Below are 14,731 nucleotides of genomic sequence, written 5' to 3'. Positions count from 1 at the left end.
GCTGTTAGGATTTACGCATTTTGCTTGCAGGGCTTCGCAATCACTAAAAGCCATAATCTATATATTATGTTACATACGTAGATCATACACCAGTATGAACTTTACCCAATGTTGAGAGATACTGCTGATAAACCCAGAAAAAGGCTTAATTTTTATAATTTTATTTGGCAACTCATATTTTTACTCGTAAAATCGAAGACAAAGTAAAAAATGGGAGAATAGATTCCCTAAATTAATGAGTCAGTTAATAAGTCAGGGTGCAAGAGTTATCACTAAATCTCAAATGGTAGATCGGATAAATGATATTGCTTGGCAGGCTCACCAAGGTAGTGTAGCAGCGATTATTCAACTATTGAACGAAAAACTAGCTAACTCCGGGGTTAGAACTAGAGCTATTTTTGCCGATGGTGTTTTACAACTTCTGTGTGAGGCGGCTAGAGAGGAACAACTTGAGCAATCTATTCTAGTAGAACAAATCGAGCAAATTCTGAATTCCATCACACCTCGTAATGTTCGTCGAGTTAATATTAATAGTCGGATTGTTCGGGAACAGCAATTACTTTGGCTGACGGAAATTTATCGTGATCATCAGTTACTGTGGTCACAGGAAATTACACTAAATCAGCCTCATATCTTCAAACAGCTAATTGCAGATTTTCAAGAAGCCCAAACTCAAGTAAAAATCAATTTACCTAAGACCAAAGTTTCTCGGAGTTCAGTACATATTAACAATCCATCCAAAAAAAGGAGACTAGCAGCAATTAGTTTATGTTCGCTTTTATTGCTTGCTTGGTTTGTTTATGCCCAGTTAGGGGATTATCTGATAAACTTTGTACAACTAAACATTCCCAATTCTTTTATTACTGCGAATGATGATGAAAGCAAGGCGGAATCCTTACCCCGTGCTGCTAATTATAGTGTTTCTGCTCCTGCTGATGAATCATTTTTAGAGGCTGTGCGAATTGCTAACCAAGCCTCGGCTGGAGGAAAAATAGCTACAACCTCAACTCAGTGGTTAGAATTAGCTGCTCAGTGGCAACGGGCTTCAGATTTAATGAGTATGGTACCATCTGACCACAGGCGCTATCAAGAAGCTAAAATTCGCACTCAACTATACAAGCAATATAGTGAGATAGCACAGGAAGAAGCAGAGAAAACTCAATTTTAGTTTCTGGGTTAATAAAGCGACCATTAATCGTGGGAATTAAGGAGTTATTATTGATTTAAGGTGAGTGCAGTTGTCTGTAAGTTAAACACGTTGCTGAGTTGGGTTTCGCTTTGCTCAACCCAACCTATAAAAAATTGTAATTTTGTTGAGTTCGATTAACATGGAATGTCGCCAATATAAAATTTTGGACTGTGTGCAAATAAATTAACACCTATTGTTTTAAGGTTGTTTTGTCAATATTTCTAATTGAATTAAATTGTGTAGAGACGCAAAATTTAACGCCTCTACGAATTATTAAAGAAAATTCAACCTAATTAAACACTCATTTTTAGCATCCGTTGTATTGGTCGCAATGCTGCTAGGCGAGTATCCTCTGACATGGTGATTTCGGGAGTACGATTTTTCATCGCTAAATATAATTTGTCCAGAGTATTTAACCTCATAAATGGACACTCATTGCAAGCACAATTATTTAATGGTGGGGCAGGAATAAAGTGTTTGTCAGGAGCCAGTTTTTGCATTTGGTGAATGATACCTGGCTCTGTAGCTACGATAAATTCTTTTGTAGGGCTATTTTGACAATATTTGAGTAAAGCGGCTGTTGAGCCGATAAAACTGGCATGGCGCAAAACACTGCTTTCACATTCTGGGTGAGCGATCGCCTCTGCTTGGGGATGTGTAATTTTTAACTGGACAATTTTCTTTTCTGAAAAGGTTTCATGGACAATACAGCTACCTTGCCATAACAGCAAATCTCGTCCAGTTTGTTCCATGACATACCGCCCTAAATTCCGATCTGGGGCAAATATAATTGGCTGTGTGGATGGTATCTGTTGCACAATCTTGACAGCGTTGGAACTGGTGCAGATAATGTCGCTCATGGCTTTAATCTCAGCCGAGCAGTTGATGTATGAAATTACTAAATGATTTGGATGCGCTGCTTTAAAAGCTGCAAAGGCTTCTGGTGGGCAACTTTCGGCTAAAGAGCAACCAGCATCTAAATCTGGTAAAAGCACCAATTTATCAGGATTCAGGATCTTTGCTGTCTCTGCCATAAAGTGAACACCAGCAAAGACAATCACATCTGCATTGGTTTGAGCTGCGGCTTTGGCCAATTGTAATGAATCCCCAATAAAGTCGGCGATATCCTGAATGTCCGGTTCTTGATAATAATGCGCCAGGATCACGGCATTGAGTTCTTTTTTTAGACTCTCAATGGCAGCAAATAAATCTAGCGGTAGTCCACCCAGTGGGGTTTTTTCTCTTTGAGGTAGTGCAGTGGTAAACACAGTTAGGGGTGCTTTAAAGTTGCAAGTTTTTGTCCTGTGGATTCAATTATAGTAGTTTTTACCAAAAATAGTAGAGGGTGGATGTCCCCTCATTTGTGTCCAAATCCGGCGGAGTTTCATATCCTGGAGATAGACGGCAAGGAAAGTGGCATGACCAGTCAAAAAACGAAATCAATAACCCTAAAAATTGCTGTGGTTGGAGATGTTCACGACCAATGGGAATTAGATGATGGCATTGCACTTAAGCATCTGGGTGTTGACTTAGTGCTGTTTGTGGGCGATTTTGGCAATGAATCGGTGGATGTGGTCAGAGCGATCGCTTCCCTCGACATTCCCAAGGCAGCAGTAATGGGAAACCACGATGCCTGGTACACTGCCACGGAATGGGGACGCAGAAAATGTCCCTATGACCGTTCTAAGTCAGATTGGGTACAGGAACAACTCGATTTATTGGGATCTGCCCATGTAGGTTACGGCAAGCTGGATTTTCCCGCGTGGAATTTAACTGTGGTGGGGGGTCGTCCCTTTACTTGGGGTGGTCCAGAGTGGAAATTTGCGGACATTGTGCAGGAACGGTACGGTGTGAAGAGTCTGGAAGAATCCGCCGATCTGATCGTGAAAGCTGTCAAAAGCGCTGCTCATGAAACGATTATTTTTCTAGGTCACAATGGCCCTAGTGGTTTAGGCGATCGCCCCGAAGATCCCTGCGGTAAGGATTGGCATCCTGTTGGTGGTGACTTTGGCGATCCAGACCTGGGCGCGGCGATTTCTCAAACCCTGACGGCTGGTAAAACCATTCCTCTAGTGACATTTGGTCATATGCACCGCATACTCAGACACACCAAAAAAATGCAGCGTAAAGCAGTATTTAGAAGTCCAGAGGGAACAATTTACCTGAACGCGGCAAATGTACCCAGGATTTTGGAAAATCAGGGTGATAAACTGCGTAATTTTTCCATTGTTTCTTTAGAAGCGGGTGAGGTGTCCCAAGTCTCTTTAGTGTGGGTGGGTTATGATTTCCAGGTGACTTCAGAGGAAATTTTGTACGAGCGTTCGCGTAGCGTACCGGAAGCATTCGCTTAATGTTTCCTAGATATTTGCCTTTAGTAGTGCAATCTGCGTAGATGATGAGATATAGTATGATCTGTCAGCTTGTTGATATTCGACAAAAACGCTATATTGGTTTACTGTTGTATGTTAATTAAAAGCTAGACAGTTTTATTGGAGAGGTGGCAGAGTGGTCGATTGCGTCCGACTTGAAATCGGATGAGGCTAAAACCTCCGGGAGTTCGAATCTCCCCCTCTCCGTTCAATTAATTTGCCAAATTTCCATCAGTTGTTCAGGATTGAAAAAACTGGCGAAAATCCTCATCTTTGTCACTCAATTTCACCCAATCTAGATTTAAAGATATAAATCGCTGCACTAAGCGATCGCAAGCCGGGCGTTCAGTGGCATAGTGTCCCGCATCAATTAAAATTAAATGGCGATCGCGGCTTTCTTGAAACTGATGGAACTTACAATCAGAAGTTAAATAAACTTGAGCATGGGTTTTGACCACTGCTGAAATATAACTAGCACCCGAACCACCTAGCACAGCCACTCGTGAAATCTTTTGCTGTAAATCAGCTGTTGGAGAAAAAATCAAATGCGGCGGCACGAGTCGGGCTTGAATTGTCGCAAGTAATTCTTGTAAAGTCAGAGATGGCTCTAGTAAACCAACACGCCCATAGCCCAATCCGGCTTGTGTCGGTACTATAGGAATGGTTGACTGCAAGTTTAAAATTTGAGCCAAAACGTCAGCAGTACCATCCTGGACTTGATCAAAATTGGTGTGGGCGCTATAAATACCAATATTGTGGGTAAAAGCTAATCTTGCCATTTCGGCGATCGCTTCCCCAGTAGATAAAGACTTGAGAGGATTAAAAATCAATGGATGATGGGCAAAAATTAGATTAGCATTGAGAGCGATCGCTTCGTGCATCACAGCTAACGTCGGTGTCAAACAAACCAACACCCGCGCCTTTTTTTCCAAAACACCAGGCTCAATTTGCCAACCACAATTATCCCAACTTTCACACCAAGCAGGATTAGCCCATTCTTCAAAATAAGTAATTAAATCAACAATTTTCACAAAAAAACTATCCTGGGAAACTAATATGTGACGATTGAGTTCTTTAATTTTAGTGATTTCATGAAGTTCATGACAGATTTATGAGGTTTCAACGAAAATGTTAAATTCACTGGTAAACGACACCAGCAACTTGGGAACTCTTAATTTATAGACAAAGGCCAATTTTTTAGGGGAATGTATTGATGCTTTCGACAAATGGCGAATATCAATCTTGGGATATAAAAGAAACAGTTCTGCCTGTAGCGTCAAGTTTAACAGAATCTGAGGAAACACTTACAGAAACAAATGTCAGGCTACCCACAAAATTCTACGGTCATTATAGCGACTCAATGGAAATGTATGCCCCAGCTAATAAAGTTTCTGAGTACCTGGAAACTCACGCTTTATGGTTTTCACGGTGTGCTGAACCAATGAAAGTACAACCATTAGGCGAAAATGGTTATGCTGTAATTATCGGTCGTTTTGGCTCTTTTGGTTATGACGTAGAACCCAAAATTGGTCTAGAACTTTTACCCCCAGACCAAGGCATATACCGGATTCGCACAATTCCTGTTCCTGACTACCATCCGCCTGGTTATGATGTAGACTATCAGGCATCGCTACAGTTGGTAGAAAATGTCCAGAACAACTCGAATAATGGTTTTCATGAGATTACACGAATTGAATGGGAATTGGATTTGTTAGTTAATCTACACTTTCCCAAATTTATCCAACGATTGCCTAAGTCTCTGATTCAATCTACAGGCGATCGCTTGCTTAATCAAATTGTCCGTCAAGTATCCCGCCGCTTAACCCGCAAAGTCCAGGAAGATTTTCATCAATCTTTAGAACTACCTTTTCCTGGTGATTCCCAAAAAAAGCGATGAATTAACAGTCATTAGCCCTTGAACATTGGCTAATGACTAAAAACTAAAGACTAAGCATTAGTGAGAATTCTCTGGACAATTTGCACTCCAGTAATAGCTTGCCAAGTAAACAGTCCTAGAAGTGCAAAATTTAGCACAATGTGAGTTGCACGCGCCCAGTTTGCTCCTTTTTGCATAAAAGGAGATAAAGAAGCCGAAAATGCGATTAAACCAGTCATTCCCAGTCCAGCTAGTAAATGCGGTCCGACAAATAACTTACCGTTATTGATGTAAGTAACAGCCATGCCACCAATAGCACCTGTCACCATTAAACCTAAGAGTATAGAACCCATTTGGTAGTGTCTAATGTTGTATTTACCTTTAATTAGTTCTTTCTTTTCATCCCCTTGAGCGCCTCTGGTACGCTGTATTTGTAGCCCCAGGTAGGCAGCGTACAGTGAGAGTGCTAATAATCCCCACATAGTTACGGGGTGAAAAAAGTTTAGCCAATATTTAACTTCAGATGACAGTTCCAGACTCATAGTGTTCTCGCCCAATTCTTAAATCTTCATAAAAATTAGCATAACTCTAATTTCTCTGCTTAAAGTTGCCAAGCTCAAAAGATATAGATCAAACTTTCCCCTATCCTGACTAAAAATAGGGACTGGGGGTGAGATTGGTGTATTTTATGATTAAATCCTCCTTCTTAATTACGAATTGCGTAAAGCCCTGATGGGCATAGCTGCGCTTACCGCGTAGCGTGGCGTTAGCCATAGGAAATATTACGAATTACGAATTACGAATTACGAAAAATTTACTGGTGCGGGAAATATTCATTATGGAAAATAAGGATGAGTTGCTGCTAAAGTCTGCCAAAAGTGGCGATATTAAGCAGGTGTGTGCGCTATTGGCTACTGGAGTAAAGGTGGACGTGTGCGATCGCAATGGTACTACAGCTTTAATGTTTGCTGCCAATTTAGGTTACACCGAAATAGTGCGATCGCTATTAGATGCTGGGGCAAATATTAATTTGCCTAGAAAACGCTATGGTTTAACGGCTTTGATGTTGGCTACTAGTACCAATCAACTAGATATTGTGCGGCTTTTGGTATCTAGAGGTGCTGATGTGAATGTCATTAATGAAGATGGCAGTACCGCTTTAATGGCAGCTGCATTTAAAGGTTTTGTTGATATAGTGCAAGTCTTACTAGCTGCTGACGCTGATGTGAAGATCACCGACAAAGACGATGATACTGCTTTGAAATTGGCTGTAAAATATGGTCACGCAGTAGTTGTAGAACTAATATCACAAAATGATCCAAATGTCAATCAGCCAGACAAAGAAGATGAAACACTGTTGATGATTGCGGCTGACTTGGGACATTTGGAAGTGCTACAAGCATTACTGGTAGCCGGGGCTAATGTTAACCAGAAAAATGCAGATGGTAGTACGGCGCTATTGGCAGCCGCAGCAGTAGGACATAGTGCGGTCACATCTGCTTTACTGGATCAAGGTGCCGAGATTAATCATCAAGATAACGATGGTGAAACTGCCTTACACCTGGCTGTTGTTGAAGGCTACATTGACCTAGTGCAAGTTTTACTTAACCAAGGTGCAGATCCCCAAATCCCAAATCACCTGGGTGATACACCAATCCTTGTTGCCGCATTCCAGGGACATAGCCAAATTTTGGATGTATTACTGCGTTTTGGGGGAAAAATCGATCAAGCAACTCTGGGTATACCTCTGATGTTAGCAATATCCCAGGGACACACTGAGACAGTAAAGATATTACTAGACTATGGTGCTGATGCTAATACTTTAGGTAATGATAGTAAAACAGCTTTAATTAAAGCCGCCGAGGGCAATTACACAGGTATTATCCGGTTGTTGCTGGCTAAGGGTGCAAATGCGAATTTCCAGGATTTAGCAGGGGCAACAGCTTTGATGTGGGCAGTCTCTGGCGGCTATGGTGGAGTTGTACAGATATTACTCCAAGCTGGGGCAGATATAAATGTCAAAAATCGGGGCGGTTATACAGCTTTGATGATTGCTGAATTTAATGGGTATAGAAATATAGCACAAAGTCTGCAAAAGGCGGGCGCACAAGAATAGCCATATTTATAAAAATTGTCTACGATAGTTTACCTAAGCAGAAAGTTAATTTCCATGACGCTGAGAATAAATTGAGGTTCTATCGTATTTGTTATGTTAAATTAACATTCTGCCAAAGGGAACAGAGAACAGGGAACAGAGGACAGGGATAAAAAGAAATTTTATCCCCAGGGTTTGAGGGCTATGATGCTTATACAGCAACCACGTTAACTTGGTTGTCGCCCCCTCAAGTTTTCTCCATTCCCTAGTAAAATTTGTAAGCCTTGGACTAATCTTTCTATACCTGCTTTGGCGGTATCTTTTTGCAGCGCACCATAAGCAACCCGCAAATAACACCCTGATTTCATGCCGAATGTTGTACCAGGAATCACTGCTACTTGATGTTCTTGAATTAACTTTTTAACTAATTCAAAGGCATCTGTCGAAGTATGAACTTTGAGAAAAAAATAAAATGCGCCATTGGCAGGAGCTATGCTGCATAAACTTTCTAGAGGTTTTAGGGCATTGATGACTATTTCTCGGACTTCGGAAATCGCACCAATATTTTTATGTAAATACTCTGATTTGGCTTGTAATGCTCCTAACGCTGCATACTGAGAAACCACTGGCGGACAAATTAAAATTGTATCTTGAATTTTTTTGACGGCGACAAATAAGTGTTGCGGAATCACCATATAGCCAATCCGCCAACTGGCAAAACCATAGGCTTTGGAAAGGCTGTACAGGGAAATGGTGTAATCTCTACTACCACTAAATGAGCCGGGAGAAATGTGTTTGACCCCGTTGTAGGTAAAATATTCATAGGCTTCATCGCTAATGTGGTAAATACCACGAGTAACACAGATTTGATTTACCTGTTTTAATGCGGCTTCTGGATAAATAACACCTGTGGGATTATTGGGGGATATTGTAACTATAGCCCGTGTTTTAGGGGTAATTGCTTGAGCGATCGCCTCTGGACGTAGTTGATAATTTTCATCTGTGGCTACCAATACGGCACGACAACCAGCCATTGCGATCGCCATCTCATGATTGAAATAATAAGGCGTATTCAGGATAATTTCGTCACCTGGGGAAGTAATGGCTAAAATAGCATTCATAAACGCCATATTGCTGCCCGCAGTCACCACAATGCAGTTATCTTGATTAATGGGAATACCATTAAAGGTTTGTAACTTGACCTCCAATGCTGTCAATAATGGGGGAATTCCCTCAACAGCTTTGTATAAATTATTAGAAGATTCCGCTAAAAATAGGGGTAGAAGTTCAATAGCTTCTGATGGTGGGTTGTATGAAACTACACCTTGTCCCAAAGAAATAGTGCCGGGAGACTTTTTAATTAATTCCCCAACCACAGGAATAATTGGCGACTGTACCGCCTGCATACGGGAGGTTAGGGAGTCCATAAGAAAAGTGCTGAGTGCTGAGTGCTGGGTAAATTGTATCGCTAATTGGTAATTTACCTCTGTTTTGAGTCTAATTTGTTGCCATGCTCAGAGGAGTTTTTTGAGGCAACCTTTGACCTGTAATCATCATATTCACACCACGGCCAGGTGCAAGGGTAACACCTCGACGGCGAGGTACTTCTGGTTTGTGATCAGTTAATGCGAGTTGATACTTTGACAAAATTTTTGCCAAGACAAGCTTCAGTTCAAATACTGCCAAAGCCTCACCCACACAGCGACGCACACCACCGCCAAAGGGGATAAACTCATAAGGAGAAAATTGACGTTCTAAAAAACGCTCTGGTCTGAATTGCTTGGGTTCTGGATATAAATCTTCTCGTTGGTGAGTCAGATACATAGAGCCAACTAATACCGTACCAGGGTCGAGAGCATAACCCAAAAGTTCCACAGGTTCTTTTACTGTTCGGGGAAATGTCAACATGGCCACGGGATGAATCCGCAAAGTTTCATTACAAACAGCCGTCAGATAAGGCAACCGAAAAATGCTCATAGGATCTGGTGAATCCCCAAGGGTGTCCAATTCTTGCAGCAGTTTTGCTTTAATTTCCGGGTGTTTTTGAATCAAATATAATCCCCAAGCCATTGCTGTAGCTGTGGTTTCGTATCCGGCAAACAACAGAGTCATCAACTCATCACGTAACTCCTGATCGGTCATCGAGTTACCTGCGTCATCTTCTGCTGACATCAGCAAGGAAAGGATGTCAATCCGATTTTCTAGTTTCTGCTGGCGACGTTCAGCAATTTCAGTGTAGATTAACTTATCTAATTCCTGTCTATCCCTGACAAACTTACCCCAGGGACTCCAAGCACCTAAATTCTTTTGCAGAGACGAGAAAAATAGCATACTAGAACTTAATGGTGAGCGAAACACATCCGCTATGCGCTGTAGTTGTTTCTTGAGTTGTTGGCTGCGTTCTCCTTGATATACACCGAAAACGGCCTGTAACATGACTTGTAAGGTGATATCTTGGGTGACATTACGAGCTTGAAAAGATGTATCTGTCGGTAAATTGCTCCAGACTTGTTCAGTAATATTACTAATAATTTCACCATAACTCCGCATCCGATCACCATGAAAAGATGGCATGATCAATTGTCGCCGTTTTCTATGGCGATCGCCATCTAGCATAAAAGTTGAATAGTCCCCAACTAACGGTTGCAAAATTTTATTCTCTTTACCACCAGCGAACAATTTCTTACGATCATTGGTTAAAATTTCTTGCATCGCCTGGGGATGGTTGACAAATACCAAGTTACTACCAAAATTGACGAATCGAGCCGTGAAAATGTCAGGATATTGTTGGGTGGCGTTTTCCATATAACCGACAGGATCGACTACCCACTGTAACTCCTGGAAAAAAGCAGGGGTTTTCAAAGGATTAGGTGTTGGCATAATCAGCTTTTTGCTCCCGAAATAGTGCTTGTTTCAGTGTAACTTTGAAGTTTTGGCAGCTTCATCACTCCCTTGAGTTAACTTAAAAGGTTTAATCCAGCCGATTTGAATTGTGGTATCAAGAGCGATCGCCCCTACAGCAAACCACAAAATACTTTCCCCAGCTAAAATAAAATCGGGTAAAGCTGTATCAACACCATCTATTTGAGTTAAGCCTCGCACTAAACCAAAAGCCAGTACACCACCGGATTTAAGTTGAGGATTGTGGTCTGTGCGGATGATATAGCGATAGGTGACACCAAATAACAAACCAGAGAAAGCCGCAATTCCCCCACTCAGCCACCAATGCCAATTAATCTCTCTTGCCAGACTTGCAAGTGTCGGAAAATACCTTGCTAACACCAAAGTATTCACCAAATTAGTAATTAGGAAAGCCAGACACAGAGCAAAACTCCCAATTAGTCCAGCTTTGAGAGATTCTAGGCGTTCCGCCATTAATTGCATATCGGAAGTTTCGTTCACTTTGGATCTATTAGCGTTTCTCAACACATGAGGTATATCATAGTTCTCTTCTCCCTTGCAGCTTGGGATGCAAATACTTCACTGAACAAAAACGCCATCACAACTCAGCAACACCATTGCAGAATCAATAGCCCTTTCCCATTATCATAGGTATTAGAGACGTTTTGTAATTATTTAGAAAGTCAGATTATGGCAACTTTGACACTGGGTTGGGTATCACTCTTGGTTGTGTTTACTTGGTCAATTGCAATGGTAGTTTGGGGACGTAACGGACTATAGGGGAAGCGTGGAAAATCCATTCCTGAATATTTTGGCTTTACTGGCCTTATTACTACTAGTAGCTGTTACTGGTGGTGTTGGTTATTTAACCCTAGCAGATTGGCGCGATCGCCGTCGCCGAGAAGACGAAAAACGCGAAATCCGGCGCAGCTCTCCCAAACGGCGATAATTCACTCACAATTAACAACTATTTTTGTAGGGACATGAGTATATCGTGTCCCTACGTTGTTGTATAAAAAAAATAATTAATGTTAAGTTATTATTCAATAGGGTGATTCTATAATCAGGTAAAAAATTTTCAATATGGAAAATCTCCCTGGATATCGAGAAACCTGCTCACAGAGCAGCAATAAAACTAAATCCTAGACAATAACTAAACAAGTCTGATATGACCTCCCCTCTATCTCACAGTGACAAACAGAAAACTCTCTCTGGGGTAATTTCCCGCATGCGTGAGTCTCTGGATATAGACACCATTTTTAAAACCACAGTCACAGAAGTCCGCCAACTTTTAAATACTGACCGGGTAGGGGTATTTCGTTTTTATCCTAACTTGGGATGGGAAGGGAAATTTATCTATGAAAATGTGGCACAAGAATGGAATTCGGCATTAAAAGCTCAACTGCATGACCACTGCTTTGCTGGAGAATTTGCTGGACTGTATCAGCAAGGGCGAATTAACGTCACAGAGGATATCTATCAAGCTGATATGAGCAAATGCCATATCCAGATGCTAGAAGCGTTTCAAGTCCGTGCCAATATAGCTTCGCCTTTGATGAAGGGCAAAGATTTATGGGGATTGTTGTGTATTCATCAATGTAGCGGCCCTCGCCAATGGAACACATCAGAAATTGAGTTTGTGCAACTAATTGCCGAACATCTGGGGGTAGCTTTGCAGCAAGCAGACTACTTAGAACAGGTAAAAATCAAATCGGCACAACTAGCAGAAGCAAAAGCCAGAGAAAAAGCAGCAGAATGGCAGAAAACTATAGCCATAACCGTAGAAAAAATTCGTCAAACTCTTGACATAGAAATAATTTTTCGCACCAGTACCGCCGAAATCCGCAAGTTGTTGAATGCTGACCGTGTAGCTATTTATCGTTTCAATCCAGATTGGAGTGGTGAATTTGCTTTTGAATCTGTGGGAGATGGTTGGACTTCCCTCGTTGGTCAGCAATCACAACAACCAAAAATACGTGAAAATATTAGTGAATGTACTGTTAAAGATTTAGCGAAAATTCCCGAAATAGATACTTATTTACAAAATACAGCCGGTGGTCGCTTTACTAGAGGTGAAGTTTATCGTATTTGTAATGATATTTACAATGCAGATTTTAGTGAGTGTTACCTAAAAGTTTTAGAGACTTATCAGGCCAAAGCTTATGTAATCATCGCTATTTACCAAAATCAAACACTCTGGGGCTTGTTAGCAGTATACCAAAACACAGGAACTCGTGTTTGGCAAGAAGATGAAGTTTATTTGTTGACTCAAGTAGGCGCTCAATTAGGTGTAGCTTTGCAGCAAGCAGAATTTTTGCAACAAATGCAAAGACAAGCAGCAGAAATCAGCAAAGCTGCGGAAAGGCAAAAAGCACTGGCGAACACTGTAGAAAAAATTCGCCAATCTCTGGATATTGATACTATTTTTAAAACCACGACTCAAGAAGTATTACAGCTATTAAAAGTAGAAAGAGTCGCAATTTATCGCTTTGACTCGGACTGGAATGGTGAATTTGTTGCTGATTCCATTGTTGATGATCAGACACCAGTGGTTAAGCCACAACCTATAACGGAACGTCTTCCATCCTTAGATCAGCAAGGGAAGTACACACAGAATGAAGTCTTTGTGCCAATAATTGCTCAGGGGGAAAAACTCTGGGGATTGTTAGTAGCTTATCAAAACTCCCAGCCCCGTTATTGGCAGGAAGAGGAAATAAATTTGCTGACACAGATTGGTGTACAACTGGGGGTAGCATTACAGCAGGCCGAATCTTTACAACAGGTGAAAAACCAAGCCAAAAAACTGTCTCAAGCGGCCAAACGAGAACGCAAAGCAGCACAAAGAGAAAAAACCTTGGCTGCAACTGTAGAAAAGATTCGTCAGTCTCTGGATATTGATACCATTTTTAAAGCTACTACTCAAGAAGTTCAACGACTTTTAGAAGTTGATCGAGTTACAATCTATCGCTTTAATGCTGATTGGAGTGGCGAATTTGTGGCTGAATCATTAACCCCATCTTTGACATCAGAACCAGAGATTCTGCCGATGATTACAGATGAATATTGGCAATCAACTCAAGGTTCAGACTTTGCTAATGGTAAAATTTTAGTTATTCCAGATACTGCTCAAATCAATAGTCATCAAAATTATATTCCCCTGACTACATCAACTTTAACTAGGGCATTGATGATCGTGCCAATTTTTCAAGGCGAGAAACTATGGGGATTGTTATCAGCGTATCACAACATCACACCTCGGAACTGGCAAGAGGATGAGATAGATTTGCTAGTACAGATTGGTACTCAATTAGGCGTGGGAATTCAGCAAGCAGAATTACTAGAACAAACTCAACGGCAAAAAGAAGCGATCGCACATACCCTAAAGGAATTGAAACAAGCTCAAAGCCAGTTAATTCAAAGTGAAAAGATGGCAGGCTTAGGTCAGCTAGTTGCCGGAATAGCACATGAAATTAATAACCCAATTACCTTCATTGACGGCAATATTTGTCATATTAATGAACATACGGCAAATTTATTTAAATTGTTGCGTTTTTATCAGCAAAAATATCCTCAAGCAGAAGACGAAATTGAAAAACTAGCAGCAGAATTGGATTTAGATTTCATTGTGGATGACTTGCCCAAAATTCTTACTTCTATCAGCATGGGAGCAGATCGAATTTCAAAATTAGTTCTGTCTTTGCGGATTTTTTCTCGGCTTGACGAATCAGGAATAAAGTATGTTGATCTTCACGAAGGTATTGATAGCACCCTATTAATTTTAAAACATCGACTGCGACCACAGAGTGATTTTTTTGCGATTGAAGTAGTTAAAGAATATGGTGATTTGCCTCAAGTTCTTTGTTATGCATCTCAGATGAATCAGGTATTTATGAATATATTTAATAATGCTATTGATTCTTTGGAAGAGGCATTAGCAGATCAAATCATCACTACAAAACCTAAAATTTGTATTCATACAGAAGTCATAGCACAAAATAGGATTTTAATTCGGATTATTGACAATGGTTGTGGTGTACCTGATAATCTGCGATCGCGCATTTTTGAACCTTTCTTTACTACTAAACAACCTGGTAAGGGTACTGGGTTAGGTTTATCTATTAGTTATCAAATTATTGTAGAAAAACACGGTGGTAAAATAGAGTGTATTTCTGAATTTGGTAAAGGTTGTGAGATTGCCCTAGAAATCCCCATAAAACAATCAGTTCATTGAGGCAAATCAAAGGGCATAAAAGTTTTGTTGATGAGAAAGGGAATAGGGAACAGTTTCAGCTATCTGTCAT

At 40.8% G+C, this 14,731-nt stretch carries 13 protein-coding genes and 1 tRNA gene; 8 read left to right on the top strand and 6 right to left on the bottom strand.

From position 1 onward, the window contains the following. Positions 1-235: 235 nt before the first annotated feature. Entirely contained in the window at positions 236-1,168 is a 933-nt protein-coding gene (locus tag VB654_RS10390) for a hypothetical protein (protein WP_323213636.1), read from the top strand. Positions 1,169-1,482: 314 nt separating this feature from the next. Here the strand turns inward: VB654_RS10390 and nadA are convergent, their stop codons facing one another. Beyond that, a complete protein-coding gene (nadA, locus tag VB654_RS10385; RefSeq protein WP_323213635.1) occupies positions 1,483-2,457 on the bottom strand; it encodes a quinolinate synthase NadA in 975 nt (324 codons plus the stop codon). A 150-nt stretch (positions 2,458-2,607) separates the two neighbouring features. On the opposite strand from nadA, the gene VB654_RS10380 reads away from it, so the two are divergent. Then, positions 2,608-3,540: a TIGR04168 family protein gene (locus tag VB654_RS10380; protein ID WP_323213634.1), complete on the top strand. Its 933-nt coding sequence runs from the start codon at positions 2,608-2,610 to the stop codon at positions 3,538-3,540. A 140-nt stretch (positions 3,541-3,680) separates the two neighbouring features. Further along, positions 3,681-3,765, top strand: a tRNA-Ser gene (locus VB654_RS10375). 32 nt (positions 3,766-3,797) lie between these two features. Here VB654_RS10375 and VB654_RS10370 read toward each other — a convergent pair. Beyond that, positions 3,798-4,589: a Nif3-like dinuclear metal center hexameric protein gene (locus VB654_RS10370; protein WP_323213633.1), complete on the bottom strand. Its 792-nt coding sequence runs from the start codon at positions 4,587-4,589 to the stop codon at positions 3,798-3,800. A 182-nt stretch (positions 4,590-4,771) separates the two neighbouring features. Between VB654_RS10370 and VB654_RS10365 the strand changes: the two genes are divergently transcribed. Beyond that, positions 4,772-5,455 (top strand): DUF1997 domain-containing protein, encoded by a 684-nt coding sequence (locus VB654_RS10365; protein ID WP_323213632.1) that lies wholly within the window; start codon positions 4,772-4,774, stop codon positions 5,453-5,455. Between the two features lie 50 nt (positions 5,456-5,505). On the opposite strand, the gene VB654_RS10360 is transcribed toward VB654_RS10365, so the two are convergent. Continuing rightward, positions 5,506-5,976 carry a DUF4079 domain-containing protein gene (locus VB654_RS10360; protein WP_323213631.1) on the bottom strand — a complete coding sequence of 157 codons (471 nt, stop codon included), beginning with the start codon at positions 5,974-5,976 and terminating at the stop codon, positions 5,506-5,508. A 296-nt stretch (positions 5,977-6,272) separates the two neighbouring features. On the opposite strand from VB654_RS10360, the gene VB654_RS10355 reads away from it, so the two are divergent. Then, on the top strand, positions 6,273-7,550 hold the full coding sequence (locus VB654_RS10355) for an ankyrin repeat domain-containing protein (RefSeq protein ID WP_323213630.1): 1,278 nt from the start codon (positions 6,273-6,275) through the stop codon (positions 7,548-7,550). Positions 7,551-7,756: 206 nt separating this feature from the next. Here the strand turns inward: VB654_RS10355 and VB654_RS10350 are convergent, their stop codons facing one another. The 3 genes from VB654_RS10350 to VB654_RS10340 all read right to left on the bottom strand — a co-directional run bounded on the left by VB654_RS10350 (position 7,757) and on the right by VB654_RS10340 (position 10,913). Next, the gene (locus tag VB654_RS10350; protein WP_323213629.1) at positions 7,757-8,956 is read right to left on the bottom strand and encodes a pyridoxal phosphate-dependent aminotransferase; all 1,200 of its coding nucleotides are present in this window, start codon (positions 8,954-8,956) and stop codon (positions 7,757-7,759) included. A 70-nt stretch (positions 8,957-9,026) separates the two neighbouring features. After that, a complete protein-coding gene (locus tag VB654_RS10345; protein ID WP_323213628.1) occupies positions 9,027-10,409 on the bottom strand; it encodes a cytochrome P450 in 1,383 nt (460 codons plus the stop codon). A 33-nt stretch (positions 10,410-10,442) separates the two neighbouring features. After that, entirely contained in the window at positions 10,443-10,913 is a 471-nt protein-coding gene (locus VB654_RS10340; protein WP_323213643.1) for a hypothetical protein, read from the bottom strand. A gap of 207 nt (positions 10,914-11,120) precedes the next feature. Here VB654_RS10340 and petN point away from each other — a divergent pair, with 207 nt between their 5' ends. The 3 genes from petN to VB654_RS10325 all read left to right on the top strand — a co-directional run bounded on the left by petN (position 11,121) and on the right by VB654_RS10325 (position 14,661). Further along, a complete protein-coding gene (gene petN / locus VB654_RS10335) occupies positions 11,121-11,210 on the top strand; it encodes a cytochrome b6-f complex subunit PetN (protein WP_006195543.1) in 90 nt (29 codons plus the stop codon). A gap of 7 nt (positions 11,211-11,217) precedes the next feature. Beyond that, complete coding sequence (locus VB654_RS10330; RefSeq protein WP_323213627.1) at positions 11,218-11,379, top strand: hypothetical protein; 162 nt, start codon at positions 11,218-11,220, stop codon at positions 11,377-11,379. A 219-nt stretch (positions 11,380-11,598) separates the two neighbouring features. Next, positions 11,599-14,661 carry a GAF domain-containing protein gene (locus tag VB654_RS10325; protein ID WP_416235673.1) on the top strand — a complete coding sequence of 1,021 codons (3,063 nt, stop codon included), beginning with the start codon at positions 11,599-11,601 and terminating at the stop codon, positions 14,659-14,661. Positions 14,662-14,731: the final 70 nt, after the last annotated feature.

It is taken from the genome of Nodularia sp. UHCC 0506 (genome assembly GCF_034931045.1).
GTDB lineage: Bacteria > Cyanobacteriota > Cyanobacteriia > Cyanobacteriales > Nostocaceae > Nodularia.
Note: the sequence above shows the minus strand (reverse complement) of the source record. Positions and strands in the feature narration are given on the sequence as shown.